Here is a 19363-nt window from a genome sequence, read left to right on the forward strand (position 1 = left end):
TCAGTCCTTGGATGGGGCCGGGCCGGTCGAGGTGCCTTCGACGAAGGCCGCCTCCCACAGTTCGGTTTCGTGAGGCGCGATAGGCGCACGGATGCGGTCGATCAGCATTTGGGCCACCCTGGCGCCCGCCTCGCGCACGGATGATTGCCAGGCAGTGAAGACGGGTTTGTCATCGCCATTCGCAAAATAGCTGAGGCAGTCGTCAAAGGTGACAATCGACACGTCCTTGCCTGCGCGCAGGCCTTTTTCATCGAGCGCGCGCCGAATACCAGCCGCGCAGATGATCGAGGCAACGAGGAAGGCGGTAGGCGGTGTGTCCAGCGCCAGCATCGCCATGGCTTCGCTGTATCCGTAGGCCTCGGTCATTTCACCGGTCGTCATTAGCGCCATGTCAATTGGTAGACCGGCAAATCGGAGCGAGGATTCGTAGCCCGACCGCCGCCGTATGGCGAAGTCCATCGTTTCCTGCCCGTTGATGAGCGCGATGCGCTTGTGGCCCAGACCGACGAGGTAGGACGTCGCCTCGGAAAAAGCGCGGGTGTTGTTCACGTCGAGCCAGGAATAAGGAGAGGTGATCCCGGTGGAGCGGCCGTGCACCACATAAGGCAACCCGATCTTGTCGAGCAGCGCCATGCGCGAATCGTTGCGACGCGGGGCATGGACCACAATGCCGTCGACCGCGCCACGCGCCTTGAGATTGCGGTAGGTGTCGGCCTCCGCCTCTGCGCCGACGCGCGTGACCATCATGTCGTAGCCATGGGCGGAATAGGTTTCGCCCGCGCCCGCCATGAAGTCGCCGAAGATCGGGTTCACCATTTCTGCCGAATCGCTGACTGAAATGACGTGGCCGATACATTTCGAGTGCCCGGTGGCGAGGCCCTGCGCCCGCGTGTTGGGACTATAGGCGTGCGCCTGCGCGGCCTTGATCACCCGCGCACGGGTCTTTTCCGACACCTCGGGGTAGCCGTTGAGCGCGCGGCTCACCGTGGTCTGGCTGAGCCCCAGCAATGATGACAGTTCCTTAAGATTCACAGGGCGTTCCGTTCCAAAGCGCTTTCAAAGCCGCACGCTAACGGCTGGTTGCGCTAACGTCAAAACTTCTCATGACTCCCGTTTTGCGTGTTAAACTATTTTGCAGCAGCGGGCTGAGACCGTTTGACAGGCGGTGAAAATTCGGCAACGTTCGCGACATTCCAAAGCGCTTTGACAAATGTGAAAGCGGGCATGAACTGGTCAATCAGCATGTTGGATTGAAATGAATGGGAGGACGACCAGAATGAACACCAAACTTCTGGCCAGCGCGGCTGCGTTGGCTATCACTGCTGCCACAGCACATGCAGACGGCCACCTTGCCTTTGGCACCGAAGGTGGCCCGTTCAGCTGGGACAGCTATAACGCATGGGCTGACAGCGCCCCTGACCTGAGCGGTCAGACTATCACTGTATTCGGCCCCTGGCTGACACCCGAAGATGGCTATCTGAACAACGCACTGGCCTATTTCGAGGAAGCGACCGGCGCCGACGTGGTCTACACCGGCTCCGACAGCTTCGAACAGCAGATCGTTATCGATGCGGAGGCCGGTTCGGCCCCCAACATCGCCGTGTTCCCGCAGCCTGGTCTGGCCGCAGTGATGGCCTCCAAAGGTCAGCTGCACCCCCTGCCCGCAGGCATGGGCGACTGGGTCAAGGAAAACTACGCCGCCGGTCAGTCCTGGGTTGATCTGGGCACCTACGCGGACGCCGATGGTGCCGATCAGGTGTTTGGCTTCTTCTACAACGTGAACGTCAAGTCGCTGGTCTGGTACAACCCCGAGAACTTCGAGGATGCCGGGTATGAAGTGCCCGAGACGATGGAAGACCTCAAGGCGCTGACCGAGCAGATCGTGGCCGACGGTGAGACACCATGGTGCATCGGTCTGGGTTCCGGTGCGGCCACTGGCTGGCCCGCGACCGACTGGGTCGAGGACATGATGCTGCGCACCGTGTCGCCAGACGTCTACGACCAGTGGACCACCAACGAGATCCCGTTTGATGACGAGCGTGTCGTGGCCGCGATCGAAGAGTTCGGCTGGTTTGCCCGTGACGACGCCAAGGTCGCAGGTGGCGCTGGTGCCGTGGCATCGACCGACTTCCGCGACTCGCCCAAGGGTCTCTTCTCGTCGCCGCCGCAGTGCTACATGCACCGTCAGGCGTCGTTCGTACCCGCCTTCTTCCCGGAAGACGTGGAGTTCGGTGTCGACACCAACTTCTTCTACTTTCCGAGCTATGCCGAGAAGGATCTGGGCGACCCGGTTCTGGGTGGCGGTACGCTGATGGCGATCACCAACCCGTCGGATGGCGCGAATGCTCTGATGGAGTTCTTCCAGGAGCCGATCAGCCACGAGATCATGATGGCGCAGACCGGCTTCCTTACGCCGCATAACGGTGTGAACCTGGACGCCTACAAGGACGACACGCTGCGTGCGCTGGGTGAAGTTCTGCTGGGTGCGACCACCTTCCGCTTTGACGGCTCGGACCTGATGCCTGGTGGTGTTGGCGCCGGTACGTTCTGGACCGGTATGGTTGACTACGCCGGTGGCAAGGACGCCGCAGCCGTGGCTGGTGAGATCCAGTCCAGCTGGGACGCGCTGAAGTAAGCCTCCAACCACTCACAAGAAAGATCAGCCCGCGTATATGCGGGCTGGTCAGACCACCGGCCATTTTGCCGGTTGCGCTGGACCCTGCACATAAGCCGGGCCTCGCCATAGGGAGGAAGCCAGATGAACCCTGCACTCTTGGGATTGATGACCATCGCGCTCGGTGTCGGCGGATGTGTTCTGTATTTCTGGGGATCGAACCAGATCCTCGACAAAGTGATCTTTCCGGCCAAGGGCCCCGAAGCGGGACGGAACATCAACCGCGCCAACCAAGTGCGCCCATGGTTGTTCCTGTTTCCTGCGATCTTCGCGCTGGGTTTGTACCTTGCCTACCCCGTTTTCGAAACGCTGCGCCTGTCGCTGACCGACCGTGACGCAGGCGGCGCCTTCGTCGGCCTTGCCAACTACAACCAGATGATGGCCGAGCCCAAGTTCTGGGAAGCGCTGCGCAACAACATGCTGTGGCTGATCGTGGTGCCTGCCGCATCGACCGCCTTTGGCCTGCTGGCCGCACAACTGACCGACCGGATCAAGTGGGGCGCTGCGGCCAAGTCGCTGATCTTCATGCCCATGGCGATTTCCTTCGTCGGTGCGGGCGTGATCTTCAAACTCGTGTACGAGGCCCGCCCCGCAGATCAGGGCCAGATCGGTGTGCTGAACGCCGTTTGGCTGCAATTCGAAGGCGGCATCGGGTCGTTCCTGTTCCTGCAGCTTCTGCCCGCCATCATGCTTTTGTCCTTTGCCGCGATCGTGGCCTATGTCGGCTGGATTTTCGTGCGCCCCATTGCCGAGAGCAAGGAACGCGGCGGCGGCAAGGGCTATGTCCCGTTGCGCCTGTTTGTGGGTGCTGCGGCGCTCTACCTCGTGTACTTGTCGCTGTCCTCGCTGATCGGGGTATTCACCTTCGACTACCCCTACGGCCAGCCGCAGACATGGCTAACCATCCCCTTCTGGAACAGCTTCCTGCTGATGGTGGTACTGATTTGGATCCAGACAGGCTTTGCCATGGTGATCCTGTCGGCCGCCCTGCGCGGCATTCCCGAGGAGACGGTCGAGGCCGCAATCATCGACGGCGCCAACCCGTTCCAGATCTTCTTCAAGATCAAAGTGCCGCAGATCATGGGCACCATCGTGGTGGTCTGGACCACCATCACCATCGTCGTTCTCAAGGTCTTTGACATCGTGTTCGCGATGACGAACGGCCAGTGGGAGACACAGGTTCTGGCCAACTACATGTACGACAAGATGTTCCGCGCCAATGATTGGGGCGTCGGGTCAGCCTCGGCCATCATCATCATGCTCTTGGTGACGCCGATCCTGGTCTGGAACGTCTACAACGCCCGTAAGGAGATGAAATGATGGACAACATTGCTGGTTCCAAATCGTCCCTTGGCTGGGCTGTAAACATCTCGGTCGTGCTGCTTGTCGCACTGTGGGTGTTCCCGACCTTCGGGCTGCTCGTGTCGTCCTTCCGCACCGCCGACCAGATCGTCGGGTCGGGCTGGTGGGCCTCGATGTTCCCTTCGGAACAGACAGAACGCTTCCGCGCTTCGGACCCGGACGAGAACCGCGTGCAACAAGGCGATCTGTTCGTGGTCGAGGGCAACATCTTCGAAGAAAACGGCGGCGGTGGCGACATCAAGAGCTGGGGCACCTCATCCCGTGCGGTGGATGCCTATCAACCGGGTGACGTAGCTGATCTGGGCGATGGTGAGACCTTCACTGTGGACGCCGACGGCAACTACGCCTGGTCCGGCAATGAAGAGCAGATCAGCGGACGGGGCCAGCGCGCCTTTGTTACCGCAGAAACGCCGCCCGAGTTCACGACCGAAAACTACGTGAACATCATGACCAGCGGCGACAGCAACGACAACATGGCCAAGGCGTTCTTCAATACGCTGACGGTCACGATCCCAGCAACCATCATTCCTATCGTGGTGGCTGCATTCGCCGCCTACGCGCTGGCTTGGATGGACTTCCCCGGCCGTGCCATCCTGATCGCCTGCGTCGTGGGTCTGTTGGTGGTGCCACTGCAACTGGCACTGATCCCGCTGCTGAAACTGCACGTGGGGATCGGCATCGGCAAAGGGTACCTCGGCGTCTGGCTGGCCCATACCGGCTTTGGCCTTCCATTGGCGATATACCTCTTGCGAAATTACATGGTTGGCCTGCCCCGCGACATCATCGAAAACGCCAAGGTGGACGGCGCGACGGATTTCCAGATCTTCACCAAGATCATCCTCCCACTGTCGTTCCCCGCCTTGGCGTCCTTTGCGATCTTCCAGTTTCTGTGGACCTGGAACGACCTGCTGGTGGCCAAGGTGTTCCTGATTGACGCCACGGGGCAGACGACGGTTATGACCGACCAGATCGTGAACTTGCTGGGCACCCGCGGGGGCAATTGGGAAATCCTGGCCACAGCGGCGTTCGTGTCGATTGCGGTGCCGCTGTGCGTCTTCTTCGCAATGCAGAAATACCTGGTGCGCGGTTTGCTGGCCGGGTCGGTGAAATAGGACCTCCTTACATGAACAAGAAAGCGGAATTCGACATGGCTCGGACTCTTGTGACGGACACGGACTGGTGGCGCGGGGCGGTGATCTACCAGATCTATCCGCGCAGTTTTCAGGACAGCAACGGCGACGGCATCGGCGATCTGAATGGGATCACCAGCCGCCTGCCCTACGTGGCCTCGCTGGGTGTCGACGCGATCTGGATTTCGCCCTTCTTCACCTCACCGATGAAGGATTTCGGCTACGACGTCAGCGACTATTGCGGCGTCGATCCGATGTTCGGCACGATGGCCGATTTCGATGCGCTGGTTGAAACGGCCCACGCCCTTGGCCTTCGGGTGATGATCGATCTGGTGCTGAGCCACACCAGCGACGAACACCCGTGGTTTCAGGACAGCGCGCCCAGCCGCGACAGTGACAAGGCCGACTGGTATGTCTGGTCCGACCCCAAACCCGACGGCACGCCGCCCAACAACTGGTTGTCGATCTTTGGTGGCCCCGCCTGGACGTGGGAGCCGCGGCGCGAGCAGTATTACCTGCACAACTTTCTGACGACGCAGCCGGACCTGAATTTCCATAACCCGGATGTGCAGGACGCGCTGCTGGATGTGACCCGCTTCTGGCTGGATCGCGGCGTGGATGGCTTCCGACTCGACACCATCAATTTTTACTATGCCGACAAGGACCTGCGCGACAATCCGGCCCTGCCGCCGGAACGACGCAACGCCAATATCGCCCCATCGGTGAACCCCTATAACCACCAGGAACACGTCCATTCCAAAAACCAGTCAGAGAATCTGGAATTTCTGGCCCGCTTCCGCGCGCTGCTGGACCAATACCCCGGTTCCGCCGCCGTGGGCGAAGTGGGCGACGCGCAGCGCGGGCTCGAGATCATGGGCGAATACACGGCAGGCGATGAGCGCGTGCAGATGTGCTATGCGTTCGAGTTTCTGGCCAAGGATCCGCTGACCTCAACCCGCGTGGTCGAGGTGCTGAACAAGGTCGATGAGGTCGCCACCGATGGCTGGGCCTGCTGGGCGTTTTCCAACCACGACGTCATCCGCCACGCGAGCCGCTGGGAGCTGTCGGACGCGGCCATGCGCGCCTACGCAACGCTGATCCTGTGCCTGCGCGGTTCGGTCTGTCTCTATCAGGGCGAAGAGCTGGGGTTGCACGAGGCCGATGTGGCCTTTGAGGACCTGCAAGACCCCTACGGCATCGAATTCTGGCCAGAGTTCAAGGGTCGCGACGGCTGCCGGACCCCCATGGTGTGGGAGCCATCGAACAGCCATGGCGGCTTTACCGCGGGCGATCCGTGGCTGCCTGTCAGCCGCGAGCATCTGCACAGTGCCGTCACCACGCAAGAGGACGACCCAAGTGCCCTGCTGCATCACTACCGCAAGGCCATCGCCCTGCGGCACGCGCACAAGGCCCTGTCGAAAGGCACCCATGACGGGGTGAAGGCCACGGGCGACGTGGTGCACTTCACGCGCCATCACGACGACCAGACCATATTCTGCGCCATCAACCTAAGCGACGAACCATCCACACTGGACCTGCCTGCGGGCGCATGGGTGACCATCGGATCGGAACTGGGCAGCATCGCCCCCGGCCCCGATGGACACGTGCATCTGGGCCCCTGGCAGGTGGCAATTGCACTGAAGACATAACCGAGGAGAGCGGGGAGCGGGCCACCGCCACCCCGAAGGGAGGGACCAACCATGGCCGATTTGAAACTGACAGATGTCGAAAAGACATATGGCGGCACGGTCAACGTGCTCAACAACATCAACCTCGACATCGAAAAGGGCGAGCTGATCGTCTTTGTCGGCCCATCGGGCTGCGGCAAGTCCACGCTGTTGCGCATGATTGCAGGGCTGGAGCAGATCACCGGCGGTACGCTGGAAATCGACGGGACCGTCGTCAACGACGTGCCCCCCGCCCAGCGCGGCATCGCCATGGTGTTTCAGTCCTATGCCCTCTATCCGCACATGACCGTGCGCGACAACATGACCTTTGCCTTGAAGCTGGCAAAGAAATCTCAGTCCGAGATTGATGAGGCTGTGAACCGCGCCGCCCGCATCCTGCAGCTTGAGCCTTATCTCGACCGCCTGCCCAAGGCTTTGTCCGGTGGTCAGCGCCAGCGGGTCGCCATCGGTCGCTCCATCGTCCGCGACCCCAAGGTGTATCTCTTTGACGAGCCGCTTTCGAACCTCGACGCCGCCCTGCGCGTCGCAACCCGGATCGAGATTGCGCAACTGAAAGAGTCGATGCCCGACAGCACGATGATCTACGTGACCCACGACCAGGTGGAGGCGATGACGCTCGCCAGCCGCATCGTGGTTCTGGCGAACAAGGGGATCGCGCAGGTCGGCTCTCCGCTTGAGCTATATGAACGCCCCGAGAACGAGTTTGTCGCACAGTTCATCGGCTCCCCGTCCATGAACCTGCTGCCGGGCGAGATTGTCGAGACCGGCGCGCAGACCAAGGTGAAGATGAAGGGCGGTGGCATCGTGACATCCGCCGTGCCCACGGAGGACAGCGACAAGGGCCTACAGGTCAACGTCGGCGTCCGGCCCGAGGACATGGTCGAAACCGATGGCGACGCCGTATTCGAAGGCACCGTGGATTTCACCGAAGCCTTGGGCGAAGTGACCATCCTCTACTTTCACGCGGACGAGGGTGAGTCTGCCGTGCTGGCAAAAATGCCGGGCATTCACAAGGATCTTCGCGGCAAGTCGGTCAAGGTGACAGCCGCACCCGAAAAGGTGCAGCTGTTCTCGAACGGTCAGTCGCTTTACTACCGCTAAGCCTGCTCGAACATCGCCGCTGAGCGGTCAAGCAGGAACTGACCGATGATTGGCCCCGTGGCAGCACCTATGCCACGGGCATTTCCACCAATCTGCCCTTCCACCGTCTTGGGCCGAAACAGTCCGCGCATATCTTTCGTAGCAAGCGCAGCACCGGTCATATCGACCAGACGCGCACGAATGGATGTCGGCATGGCACCGTCGATGACAACGGCCTCCACGTCGATCACAGCGCAGCTCGCGACACAGGCAATGGCCAGCGCGTCCGCCGTTTGTTCGAGCCAGGGCACGACGAACTGTTCCAGATGCGCCCAGTCCTGCGGCTGCTGCCAAAGCTGACGGGGATCCTCCCCCGCTTCGATCAACCGGACCTCGAGCGTTCGGATCGACGCAAGGTCGATCAGGTGCCCCGATGTTCCGTTCAGATCTGCTACCGGCATGGTGCCGAAGGCCCCGGCATTCTTCTGACTCCCCTCAAAAACTGCGTGATCCAGCACCACCCCACCCCCAACAAATGCGCCAAGGAAGAAGTACACATAATCGCGATACTCACGACCGATCCCGAACACATGTTCAGCCCTGCAGGCGGCGGTCGCGTCATTGACCAGACGCACGGGCAGGTCGGTGATCCGCGCCACTTCAGCCACGAAGTCCGCGTCCTTCCAGGCGGCAAACTCCTCCGGCGGCGCGTCCAGCAATTCGTGCCAGCTCCAAAGCTCGAAGGGTGCTGCAATACCGACACCACACAGACGGGCGCGCATCGCGTCATCCATCTGATCCATCAATTCAGCAAAACCGCTGCGGAGGAAATCAAAGACATGGCCGGGCAAGGGGTAGTCATAGGTATGCCGCAACTGGTGCCGCACCTGCCCCATCGCATCCAGCACCAAGAGGTCCGCACTGCGTCGCCCGATCTTCAGGCCGACCGAGAACACGCCATCCGGGTTCAGCAGATAGGGAACCGAGGGCTTGCCGACCTTCCCCTTTACCGGCGCACCCTTAATCAACAACCCGTCCTGTTCCAGCTTACGCAGGATGACAGACGCTGTCTGCGACGACAGCCCCGTCCGACGCGCAAGATCACTGCCCGGCAGCCCGCCATTGCGCTGCAGGATCGACAGGATCAACCGCTCATTGTAAGCGCGAACTCCCGTCTGATTGATCCCACCAGACAGGGTCCGCACGTGGTCCAGTTCCATCAGACCATACCTCCCTGCCACAACTTTGCGCGCGTCAATTAATAAATCAAGTTGATTTATAAATTGACAGGATCACAGAATCGCGTTTCCCTTGGGGCAGGTCGGATCGCCTATTTTCGAGTCCGGCAAGTTCTGGGAGGACACCATGAAGAAACTACTGCTGGGCACGGCTTGTGCCCTGACCACCATGGCGGGCGCGGCTTTGGCCGACGGGCATGCAATTTCGGCGTGCCTGATCACCAAGACAGACACCAACCCGTTTTTCGTAAAGATGCGCGAGGGCGCCACGGCCAAGGCGGAAGAACTTGGCATCAACCTCAGCTCCTTTGCGGGCAAGGTCGATGGCGACCATGAAACGCAAGTTCAAGCGATCGAGACGTGTATCGCAAACGGCGCCAAGGGCATCCTGCTGACGGCATCCGACACCGCGAGCATTGTGCCCGTCGTGCAGCAGGCGCGGGATGCTGGCCTTCTGGTCATCGCGCTCGACACGCCGCTGGAACCCATTGATGCGGCCGACATGACCTTTGCCACCGACAACTTCCTGGCCGGTGAATTGATCGGCGCGTGGGCCGCCGCGACCCTTGGCGATGCTGCGGCAGACGCCAAGATCGGCATGCTTGATCTTGCCATCAGCCAGCCCACCGTGGGCGTGCTGCGCGATCAGGGCTTCCTGACCGGCTTTGGTATCGACATCGGCGATCCGAACAAATGGGGCGACGAGACCGATGCGCGCATTGTCGGCAATGACGTGACCGCCGGGAACGAGGAAGGCGGTCGCCGCGCGATGGAGAACCTGCTGGCCAAGGATCCGTTCATCAACGTGGTCTACACCATCAACGAACCTGCCGCCGCCGGTGCATATGAAGCGCTCAAGGCCATTGGCCGCGAAAACGACGTGCTGATCGTGTCCGTCGATGGCGGCTGCCCTGGTGTGCAGAACGTGGCCGACGGCGTGATCGGTGCCACCTCACAGCAATACCCGCTGCTGATGGCGTCGCTCGGGATCGAAGCGATTGCCGCCTGGGCGAAAGACGGCACCAAGCCCGAAGCAACCGAAGGTAAGGCGTTCTTTGACACCGGCGTGGCGCTGGTCACGGACCAGCCTGCCGATGGGGTCGAGAGCATCTCCGTCGAAGAAGGCAAGAACCTCTGCTGGGGCTGATCCACTGACGCGGATCAGACGGCTGGGGGCCTCGGCCCTCGCGGACCACCAGATCTGATCGGGGCAGGCCAAGCGCCTGCCCCTTTCCCCACGCCAAGGATGGGACGACATGACCCAATCGGACAACTATGAAGCTGCATCTTCCTCCGACGCCACCGTCGCCGAGTTCGAGGATCACCGCCGCGGCATCGTCGGGCAAATCCAGCACACGCTGCACCAGACACCCTCACTGGTGCCACTGATCGTGCTGATCTTTTCCATCGCGCTTTTCGGCATCCTGCTCGGCTCGCGCTTCTTCTCGCCCTTCGCACTGACACTGATCCTGCAACAGGTGCAGATCGTCGGCGTGCTGGCCGCGGCCCAAACGCTGATCATCCTGACCGCAGGCATCGACCTGAGCGTGGGCGCCATCGCAGTGCTCTGCACCGTGGTCATGGGCAAGGCATCCTTCCAATATGGCATCCCGCCCGCTGTCTCCGTCGCCATCGGCCTTACTGTCGGCACCGCCCTTGGGGCGATCAGTGGCTGGCTCGTAAGCCGCATGAAGCTGCCCCCCTTCATCGTGACCTTGGGCATGTGGCAGATCGTGCTCGCGGCGAACTACCTCTACTCCGCCAACGAAACCATCCGGTCGCAGGACATCGAGGCGGAAGCGTCCTTCCTCCAGTTCCTCGGGACCAAGTTCACCATCGGCGGTGCGGTCTTCACCCTCGGCGTGTTGGGGATGATCGCGTTGTTCGTCATCCTCGCCTATGCGCTCAGATCTACAGCATGGGGCAGACATGTCTATGCGGTGGGCGACGACCCCGAAGCGGCGGAACTCTCCGGCGTGGATGTCCACAAAACCTACATGTCCGTCTACATGGCCGCGGGGTTCATTTGCGCGCTCGCAGGCTGGGTGATGATCGGGCGGTTCGGGTCCATCTCGCCCTCGGCCACCACGGGCGTCATCGGCAATATTCAGTCCATCACCGCCGTGGTGATTGGCGGCATCTCCCTCTTCGGCGGGCGCGGCTCCATCGCGGGCGCGCTGTTTGGCGCGCTAATTGTTGGCGTGTTCGAACTTGGCCTGCGCATGGCCGGGGCGGACCCGCAATGGACCTTCATGCTGATCGGCATGCTCATCATCGCGGCGGTCGCCGTCGACCAATGGATACGGAAGGTAGCGGCATGACCGAACCCATTCTCAAAGCCCGCAACCTCGTGAAGCGCTATGGCAAAGTCACGGCGCTCGACCACGCGGATTTTGACCTGATGCCGGGCGAGATCCTCGCCGTCATCGGGGACAACGGGGCGGGCAAGTCGTCGATGATCAAAGCTGTGTCGGGCGCGGTCATTCCGGATGAAGGACAGGTCTGGCTTGATGGAGAAGAAGTGAGGTTTCGCTCCCCCATCGAAGCCCGCGAACGGGGCATCGAAACGGTCTACCAACAGCTTGCCATGTCCCCCGCCCTGTCCATCGCCGACAACATGTTCATGGGGCGAGAGCTGCGCAAACCAGGGATCATGGGTAAGGTCTTTCGCCAACTCGACAAACCCGCGATGCAGAAATTCGCGCGGGAAAAGCTGAGCGAACTGGGCCTTGCCACGATCCAGAACATCAACCAAGCAGTCGAATCCCTCTCGGGTGGTCAGCGGCAAGGCGTCGCCGTGGCCCGTGCGGCAGCCTTCGGCTCCAAGGTGGTAATCCTGGACGAACCCACCGCTGCGCTCGGGGTCAAGGAAAGCCGCAAGGTGCTGGAACTGATCCTCGACGTGAAATCCCGCGGCATCCCGATCATCCTGATCAGCCACAACATGCCTCATGTCTTTGAAGTGGCCGACCGCATTCACGTGCACCGACTGGGCAGGCGGCTATGTGTAATCGACCCCAAGGATCACTCGATGTCAGACGCGGTCGCCTACATGACCGGGGCCGCCGTACCGGAGATGGCTGCGTAAGATGACCCTCGACCAGATCTGCGCGCAGATCCTAGACCGGCCAACGACGCCACACCGGCGGCTGGTGGCAGTCGTGGGTCCACCCGCCAGCGGCAAGAGCACTCTGGCGCAAATCATTGCGGCGCATCTCAGGGATCAGGGCGAAGACACATCTGTCGTGCCGATGGACGGCTTTCACCTCGATGACGCGCTATTGAAAATCGACGGCACCCAGAACCGCAAAGGTGCGCCCAACACATTCGATGCATACGGATTCGTACGTCTGGTGCAGGCACTGCAATCGCATGAGCAGGTTGTCTTTCCCGTGTTCGACCGCAACCGTGAAATCGCAATCGCCGGTGCCGGGCGCGTCGAAGCCGCCTGCCGCACCGTGATTGTCGAGGGCAACTACCTGCTTCTCAACGCGCCGCCATGGACCCAGCTTCACGATCTATGGTCTTTCTCGATCGCGCTGCGTCCACCCATCGACACTCTCACCGCCCGACTTCACGCCCGCTGGGCCGAACACGGCAAACCTGATGCGCAAACCTGGATTGACACGAACGACATGCCCAATATCACCACAGTCCTGAACCAGTCGGCCCCCGCCGACGTCACCCTCTCGGAGAGCCCCAAATGATCCTGTGCGCGGGCGAAGCCCTCATCGACATGATCCCGAATGCGGACGGCGCCTATGTCCCCCATGTCGGCGGTGCTGTACTGAACACTGCCGTGGCGCTGGGGCGTCTGGGCGAGGATGTGGGCCTGATCACCGGCCTGTCGTCGGACCCATTCGGCGCGATGATTGCGGACCACATGACGTCCAGCAATGTTTCGACGGACCACGCCGTGCGCAGCAACCGCAACACGACGCTGGCCTTTGTCCACCTTGAAGATGGCAATGCGACCTACACGTTCTATGATGCGGAAACGGCGACACGGAATATCCAACCCGTTGATATTGCTTCTGTCCCCGCGGGGACAAGTGCGATGTTCTTCGGTGGCATATCGTTGTGCAACCCGCCCGTGGCGGACACGCTTCTGGACCTCGCCCTGTCCCAACCCGCCGACCGGCTGGTCATGGCGGACCCCAATATCAGGCCCGGCTTTGTCTCGGACCACGACGGCTACCGCGCCCGCCTGACCAAACTGATCGGGCGGGCCGACATTGTAAAACTGTCGGATGACGACATCGGCTGGCTCGTCCCCGATGGCGACCTGAATGCCAAGGCGCAAACCATCCTCGACCTCGGTCCCAAGATGCTGCTCCTCACCGAAGGGGGGGATGGCGCCACCGCCCACCTCGCCAACGGCACCAAGGTCCGCGTTGCAGCCGAAAAGGCGCAAGTGGTCGACACCGTCGGCGCGGGCGATACGTTCAACGCGGGCTGCCTCGCGGCTCTGCGCCGCGCAGGGTCACTGTCGCCCGCGGCCACCGAGACGTTGAACGAGGCGACGATCACCGACATGCTCACCCTCGCCGCCCGCGCCGCAGCCATCACCGTCTCGCGCGCAGGCGCCAACCCGCCATGGCAAAAAGAACTGGATTGATCCGATGAAACGATCCCGCGTGAACGACATCCTCTCCAATGGCGCCGACTTCTTTGCCAAGCACGGCTGGACCGTTCCGCCCTTCGGCACGTGGAGCCCGGATGAGATGCGCAGCGACATGGCCGCGCATATCCGCGACCGGCGGCTCGGCTGGGACATCACCGACTACGGACAGGGCCGGTTTGACGACATGGGCCTGTTCCTCTTTACCATGCGCAACGGCGATCTGAGTGAGATGGGGCAGCAAGGCGCGATGCTTTATGCGGAGAAACTGATGATCTCGCGCCAGGACCAGCTATCTCCGATGCACCGCCACGTGCTGAAGACCGAGGACATCATCAACCGCGGCGGTGCCACGCTGGTGCTCGAACTGTTCACCTGCAATGCAGAGGGACAGATCGACCGCAAGGCAGACGTGAATGTCCTGACCGACGGCGTGCCAGTAACACTGCCCGCCGGTGGGCACCTGAAACTGCCCGTGGGTGCATCCGTAACACTCACCCCGACCACGTGGCATGCGTTCTGGGGCGAAGGCGGCGATTGCCTGATCCACGAGGTCTCGACGGTGAACGACGATCTGACCGACAACATCTTTGCCGAGCCAATCGGGCGCTTTTCAGATATCGAGGAAGACGTGGCGCCCACGTACCTGCTGGTCAGCGACTACTAGCCCGTTCCAGTGCGGCATCTGCTTCCGGCTTTAGCCGCGCAACCGCCTCAGCCTTCACCGGACCATAACCGCGGAAGTCCAACGGCGCGGCAAGAAAAGCTGTGGCCGCTTCCGGGTCTGTGATTCCACCCGACAAGCGCTTCAACCCTCTGACGTACCAGTCCACCAGCGCCCGCTCCTCGCGCCGCTCGGCCATGTAGCCGAACGGGTCCAACCAGGTGCCGCGCAGGCGCTTGCCCTTGGCAAGCAGGCGCATGGCACCTTGCATCCATGGCCCGAAGGCGCGCTTTGCAGGCCGGCCACGCGCATCCCTGCGCCATGACAAGACCGGCGGAGCAAGGTGATGATTGACCCTGAAGTCACCCTCGAATTGCTCGGAAAGGCGGTCATAAAACCCGGTCTGAGTATGCAGCCGCGCGACCTCGTACTCGTCCTTGTAAGCCATCAACTTGTAGAGCGCGCGGGCGGCGAGCCGTCGGTCGCCTTCGCTAAACGCACACGTATGCTCCAGCAATGTGTCGCGGTAAAGCGTAGCGTAAGCTTGGTCCTGATACTCAACAAGCAAGCCGAAGCGATGCGCCATGATCTCATCCGCCGTCTCCGGCGTCTTCGCCTCTGCGACAGCGGCAAGAGCGTCAGGATCATGCGCCCAGATCCGCCCCAGATCAAAGGCGCGCGCGTTTTTCTCGACAGCCACGCCATTCAACGCAATTGCCTGTCTCAGCGCCGTTTCACTGACCGGCACCAGCCCCGTCTGCCATGCGGCGCCCAGCAGCATGACATTGGCAAAGACGCTGTCACCCAGATACCGCTCGGCCAACGCATTCGCGTCAACCGCCGAAAGGTTCTTTGCACCAATCACCTCCGCAATGGCCGCTTCCCGGTCGTCAATGCGCAGGCTGGCGTCGCGGTTCAAGACAAGATCACCCGTGGGCATCTCGGCCCGGTTCAGCACCATGCGCGTGTCCGCGTGGTAATGCGCAGACGCCTTGGGGGCCGAAGACACGACGATATCGCAGCCGATCACCGCGTCGGCGGCAGCCTCCTCTATCCGCACTTGGTGGAGCGTATCCGGGGATTGCCCCAACCGAATGTAGCTCAGCACCGTTCCGAACTTCTGCGCAAAGCCGGTGAAGTCCAGCACCGATGCGCCGCGCCCTTCCAAATGCGCGGCCATGGTGATCAAAGCGCCTACGGTGATGACGCCTGTGCCGCCGACACCGGTGACGAGCAGATCATAGGGCGTTTCGAGGGTGGGAAGTTCAGGGTGGGGGAGGCACGCCCGTGCCGCGTCCACATCAAATGCCACCGGATCCGGCGCCTTGCGGACCGCCCCTTCGACAGTGACAAAGCTGGGGCAGAACCCCTTCAGACAGGACATATCGGCGTTGCAGGTCGATTGGTTGATCCGACGCTTGCGACCCAGCGGTGTGTCCAGCGGCTCCACGCTGAGGCAATTGCTTTCAACCGAGCAGTCACCGCACCCCTCGCAGACCTCCGGGTTGATCACGGCAAAGGTTTTCACCGGCGGCAGGCTGCCCCGTTTCCGGCGCCGCCGCTTTTCCGTGGCGCAGGTCTGTTCGTAGATCAGAACGGTGACGCCCGGAATGTCGCGCAACTCGCGCTGCACCGCATCCAGATCGTCCCGATTATGAAAACTGGTGCCGGGTGGAAAGCCAGCGCGGTCGAATTTGGCGACATCGTCTGACACCAGCGCAATCCGGTCCACCCCCTCGGCCCGGCTGGACCAGGCGATCGCCTCGACGCTCACCGGGCCATCGACGGGCTGCCCGCCCGTCATTGCAACCGCATCGTTATAAAGCACCTTGTATGTGATGTTCGTCCCCGCAGCGACAGACTGCCGGATGGCGAGAGAACCGGAATGGTACCACGTCCCCTCGCCCAGATTCTGGAAGATGTGCTTGCCCCCGTTGAACTTGGAGGCCGCCACCCAGGGCACACCCTCGCCTCCCATCTGGGCATATCCACCGGTCTCGCGGTCCATCCAGGACGCCATCACGTGACAGCCAATGCCGGACGCAGCCTTTGACCCTTCCGGCAATTTGGTCGAGGTGTTGTGAGGGCAGCCCGAGCAGAAATAGGGCGTGCGCGTGGCCCCTGCGACATTCAACAGCTTCGGGGGTAACTGAAGCGCCCTGGCCCGCGCAGGCAAATCAAGATCGGGCACAAACGGATGCAACCGCTGGGCGACAAGCGGCGCCAGCAGCTTCGGACTCAGCTCCCCCGTCCACGGCACCAGCGGCGCGCCGGTCTCGTCATGCTTGCCCACCATACGCTCTGGGATGTCGCGCGGCAGATCATAGAACGCCTCCTTGAACTGGCTTTCAATGATCCCCCGCTTTTCCTCGATCACCATGACCTCACGCTTGCTCCGCACAAAGGCCCGCGCGTCCCGCAGGGCCAGCGGCCAGACCATCCCAACCTTGTAGATGTCGATGCCACGGGCACGGCACGTTGCCTCATCCAGACCCAGAAGGCGCAGCGCCTCCATCAGATCCAGATGCGCCTTGCCCGTGGTCACAAATCCAAAAGACGCGCCGTCGACGTCATAGACCCGCCGATCAATCGGGTTTGCCTCGGCAAAGGCCTGCACCGCGTCCAGCTTGTGTCCGATCCGCACCTCGATCTCGGGGCTGGGCAGGTCAGAAGGCCGAACATGCAACCCACCCTGCGGTGCCACATAGTCCGGCTGCACGAAAACAGGATCGGGCGGTACGATCACCGAGGCACCGCTCTCGACCGTTTCCGAGATTGCCTTGAATCCGGCCCAGCTCCCCGAAAACCGGCTGAGCGCGATGCCCCAAGCGCCGAAGCTGAGATATTCCGCGACCGAGGCCGGGTTCAGTGTCGGCATGAACCACGCCATGAAAGCGACGTCGGACTGGTGCGGCATCGACGACGACACGCAGCCATGATCATCCCCCGCCACCACCAGCACACCACCCAACGGTGACGACCCATAGGCATTGCCATGTTTCAACGCATCGCCCGATCGGTCCACGCCCGGCCCCTTGCCGTACCACATGGAAAAGACACCCTCGTGCGTGCAGTCCGGATCCAGCACCGCCTGCTGCGCCCCCAAAACGGCGGTCGCGCCAAGGTCTTCGTTCACCGCAGGCATGAAGGTGATGTCGGCCGCCGCTGTCCGCTCCCGCGCCCGCCACAGTTCCAGATCGAGCCCACCGAGTGGTGAGCCGCGATAGCCCGACACAAAGCCCGCCGTGTTGCGCCCCGCAGCACGGTCGCGCCGCGCCTGATCCAGCATGATGCGCACCAGCGCCTGCGTCCCAGTCAGAAACACACGCCCCTCGGTGCTGTCATAGCGGTCATTCAGGGCATAGGTGTCAAATCGGTGGCTTGGGTCGGACATGGCTACCTCCTGCCTTCAATATGAGGGCTGGAGCGCGGTAAGAGATTTCAGTTTTACCGTTCAGCGGTCACATAATGAAACGCCCCGTCGCCAAATGGGCTAGTCTTGGTTAAATTACCCGCATGAAGCTCGATCATCGCGACCACACCCTACTCAAGCACCTGCAAGCGGACAGCCGTATCTCCAACGCCGACCTTGCGGACGCGGCAGGCATGTCCCCCTCCGCCTGTTGGCGCCGGGTCAAGGCACTGGAAGAGGCGGGGATCATCGACCGCTATGGCGCGATCCTGAACTCCAAGGCCACGGGCCTGCAGTTCCAGGCCATTGTCCATGTCCAACTCGCCCGCCATTCGGAGGATGACCTGACCGCCTTTATCCGCGCCATCGAGACCCGGCGCGAGGTGGTGGAGTGCTACGCCACGACCGGGCAATCGGACTACCAGATGCGGGTGCTTTGCGCCGATCTCGACACCTACAACGCCTTTCTGGAAACCTTCCTCTTCCGCCTGCCTGCCGTGGCCAGCGCGCAAACCAACCTCGTGCTGCGCGAGATCAAGACAAACACCGGCATCGCGTTTTAACGCAGGCGACCACGCAGAAAGTCGATCACCGCCCGCACCTTGGTCGGCAGATAGGCACGGCTCGGGTACAAAAGCCACGCGCCGGTATCGAAGGTCGTCGCCGTCACCTCGTGCTGCGGAAACAGGTCCACCAGCGTGCCGCGTTCCAGATCACCATCTGTCATCCAGTCGGCCAGCAAAGCTGGCCCCAACCCCTCCCGCGCAGCCGCCCGCAACGCCAAAGCATTCGAGATCAGAAGCGGCCCATCGACCCCCACAACCGTCTCCACACCGCCCTGCCGGAACCGCCACTCGGTGCGGTACTCCGGCAGCGTCATGCGCAGGCAATGACGGTCGGCCAAATCCTCGGGCACAGCAGGCGCACCGTGCGATTGCAGGTAGGATGGCGCGGCCACAACACGGTACCGCGTCGACATCAACCGGGCACTAATCAGATCACCCTTGGGCGCAGGGGCCAGACGGATCGCCAAATCGATCTGTCCCGCGACAAGGTCCACGGTCTGGTCACTCAACATCAGCTCCAGAACGATCTCTGGCAGCGCACTGCGCAAGGCCGCAAGCTGCGGCACCAGCACCTCCTGCCCAAAGGCGACGGAGGCTGTCAGCCGCACATGACCAGAAGGTTGTGTACTGATCTCGGCCGCCGCATCGCGCGCCAGATCCAGATCATCCAGCAGCGGCCCGATCCGATCGAGGTAGAGCGCCCCCGCCTCCGTCAGCGTCAACTGCCGGGTGGAGCGCTGGAACAAGCGCAGACCCAACTGCGCCTCAACTCCCGCAACAGTCCGACTGACAGAACTGGGATCGACGTCCAGCACCCGCGCGACGGCGGCAAAGCTCTGATGCCGTGCAACAAGCTGAAGGGTACGAAGGGCAGCGGTGTCCATTCATGCAATCTACGCATCAATCACATGTAAGCAATCCTGTTTTT

Annotated in this window: 16 protein-coding genes; 12 read left to right on the top strand and 4 right to left on the bottom strand. The window is 61.9% G+C overall.

All coding sequences use genetic code 11. The features are described from left to right. Positions 1-1032 carry a LacI family DNA-binding transcriptional regulator gene (locus tag KUV51_RS19855; RefSeq protein WP_222523197.1) on the bottom strand — a complete coding sequence of 344 codons (1032 nt, stop codon included), beginning with the start codon at positions 1030-1032 and terminating at the stop codon, positions 1-3. 244 nt (positions 1033-1276) lie between these two features. Between KUV51_RS19855 and KUV51_RS19860 the strand changes: the two genes are divergently transcribed. The 5 genes from KUV51_RS19860 to KUV51_RS19880 all read left to right on the top strand — a co-directional run bounded on the left by KUV51_RS19860 (position 1277) and on the right by KUV51_RS19880 (position 7955). Next, entirely contained in the window at positions 1277-2635 is a 1359-nt protein-coding gene (locus KUV51_RS19860) for an ABC transporter substrate-binding protein (RefSeq protein ID WP_222523198.1), read from the top strand. Positions 2636-2758: 123 nt separating this feature from the next. Continuing rightward, positions 2759-3994, top strand: coding sequence for a carbohydrate ABC transporter permease (locus KUV51_RS19865; protein WP_222523199.1), 1236 nt, complete (start codon positions 2759-2761; stop codon positions 3992-3994). Then, entirely contained in the window at positions 3994-5148 is a 1155-nt protein-coding gene (locus tag KUV51_RS19870; protein WP_222523354.1) for a carbohydrate ABC transporter permease, read from the top strand. The genes KUV51_RS19865 and KUV51_RS19870 overlap by 1 nt, the downstream gene beginning before the upstream one ends. An 11-nt stretch (positions 5149-5159) precedes the next feature. Continuing rightward, positions 5160-6815 (top strand): alpha-amylase family glycosyl hydrolase, encoded by a 1656-nt coding sequence (locus KUV51_RS19875; protein WP_222523200.1) that lies wholly within the window; start codon positions 5160-5162, stop codon positions 6813-6815. 51 nt (positions 6816-6866) lie between these two features. Continuing rightward, the gene (locus KUV51_RS19880; RefSeq protein ID WP_222523201.1) at positions 6867-7955 is read left to right on the top strand and encodes an ABC transporter ATP-binding protein; all 1089 of its coding nucleotides are present in this window, start codon (positions 6867-6869) and stop codon (positions 7953-7955) included. On the opposite strand, the gene KUV51_RS19885 is transcribed toward KUV51_RS19880, so the two are convergent. Beyond that, positions 7952-9154, bottom strand: a complete 1203-nt coding sequence (locus KUV51_RS19885; RefSeq protein WP_222523202.1) for an ROK family transcriptional regulator — start codon at positions 9152-9154, stop codon at positions 7952-7954. The two genes, KUV51_RS19880 and KUV51_RS19885, sit on opposite strands and share 4 nt — an antisense overlap. A gap of 145 nt (positions 9155-9299) precedes the next feature. Here KUV51_RS19885 and KUV51_RS19890 point away from each other — a divergent pair, with 145 nt between their 5' ends. The 6 genes from KUV51_RS19890 (at position 9300) to KUV51_RS19915 (ending at position 14460) form a co-directional block, all read left to right on the top strand. Beyond that, positions 9300-10319, top strand: coding sequence for a sugar ABC transporter substrate-binding protein (locus KUV51_RS19890; RefSeq protein WP_222523203.1), 1020 nt, complete (start codon positions 9300-9302; stop codon positions 10317-10319). A 109-nt stretch (positions 10320-10428) separates the two neighbouring features. Continuing rightward, entirely contained in the window at positions 10429-11493 is a 1065-nt protein-coding gene (locus KUV51_RS19895; RefSeq protein ID WP_222523204.1) for an ABC transporter permease, read from the top strand. After that, the gene (locus KUV51_RS19900) at positions 11490-12260 is read left to right on the top strand and encodes an ATP-binding cassette domain-containing protein (protein ID WP_222523205.1); all 771 of its coding nucleotides are present in this window, start codon (positions 11490-11492) and stop codon (positions 12258-12260) included. The genes KUV51_RS19895 and KUV51_RS19900 overlap by 4 nt, the downstream gene beginning before the upstream one ends. Before the next feature lies 1 nt (position 12261). Further along, the gene (locus tag KUV51_RS19905) at positions 12262-12879 is read left to right on the top strand and encodes a nucleoside/nucleotide kinase family protein (RefSeq protein WP_222523206.1); all 618 of its coding nucleotides are present in this window, start codon (positions 12262-12264) and stop codon (positions 12877-12879) included. After that, a complete protein-coding gene (locus KUV51_RS19910; RefSeq protein ID WP_222523207.1) occupies positions 12876-13790 on the top strand; it encodes a carbohydrate kinase family protein in 915 nt (304 codons plus the stop codon). Before KUV51_RS19905 ends, KUV51_RS19910 begins: the two co-directional genes overlap by 4 nt. 4 nt (positions 13791-13794) lie before the next feature. Continuing rightward, the gene (locus tag KUV51_RS19915; RefSeq protein ID WP_222523208.1) at positions 13795-14460 is read left to right on the top strand and encodes a D-lyxose/D-mannose family sugar isomerase; all 666 of its coding nucleotides are present in this window, start codon (positions 13795-13797) and stop codon (positions 14458-14460) included. On the opposite strand, the gene KUV51_RS19920 is transcribed toward KUV51_RS19915, so the two are convergent. After that, on the bottom strand, positions 14447-17851 hold the full coding sequence (locus tag KUV51_RS19920) for an indolepyruvate ferredoxin oxidoreductase family protein (RefSeq protein WP_222523209.1): 3405 nt from the start codon (positions 17849-17851) through the stop codon (positions 14447-14449). The genes KUV51_RS19915 and KUV51_RS19920 overlap by 14 nt on opposite strands. Positions 17852-17973: 122 nt before the next feature. Between KUV51_RS19920 and KUV51_RS19925 the strand changes: the two genes are divergently transcribed. Further along, on the top strand, positions 17974-18432 hold the full coding sequence (locus KUV51_RS19925; protein WP_222523210.1) for an Lrp/AsnC family transcriptional regulator: 459 nt from the start codon (positions 17974-17976) through the stop codon (positions 18430-18432). On the opposite strand, the gene KUV51_RS19930 is transcribed toward KUV51_RS19925, so the two are convergent. Beyond that, positions 18429-19319, bottom strand: coding sequence for a LysR family transcriptional regulator (locus KUV51_RS19930; RefSeq protein ID WP_222523211.1), 891 nt, complete (start codon positions 19317-19319; stop codon positions 18429-18431). The two genes, KUV51_RS19925 and KUV51_RS19930, sit on opposite strands and share 4 nt — an antisense overlap. Positions 19320-19363: the final 44 nt, after the last annotated feature.

Source organism: Tateyamaria omphalii (assembly GCF_019802125.1).
Classification (GTDB): Bacteria; Pseudomonadota; Alphaproteobacteria; order Rhodobacterales; family Rhodobacteraceae; genus Tateyamaria; species Tateyamaria omphalii_B.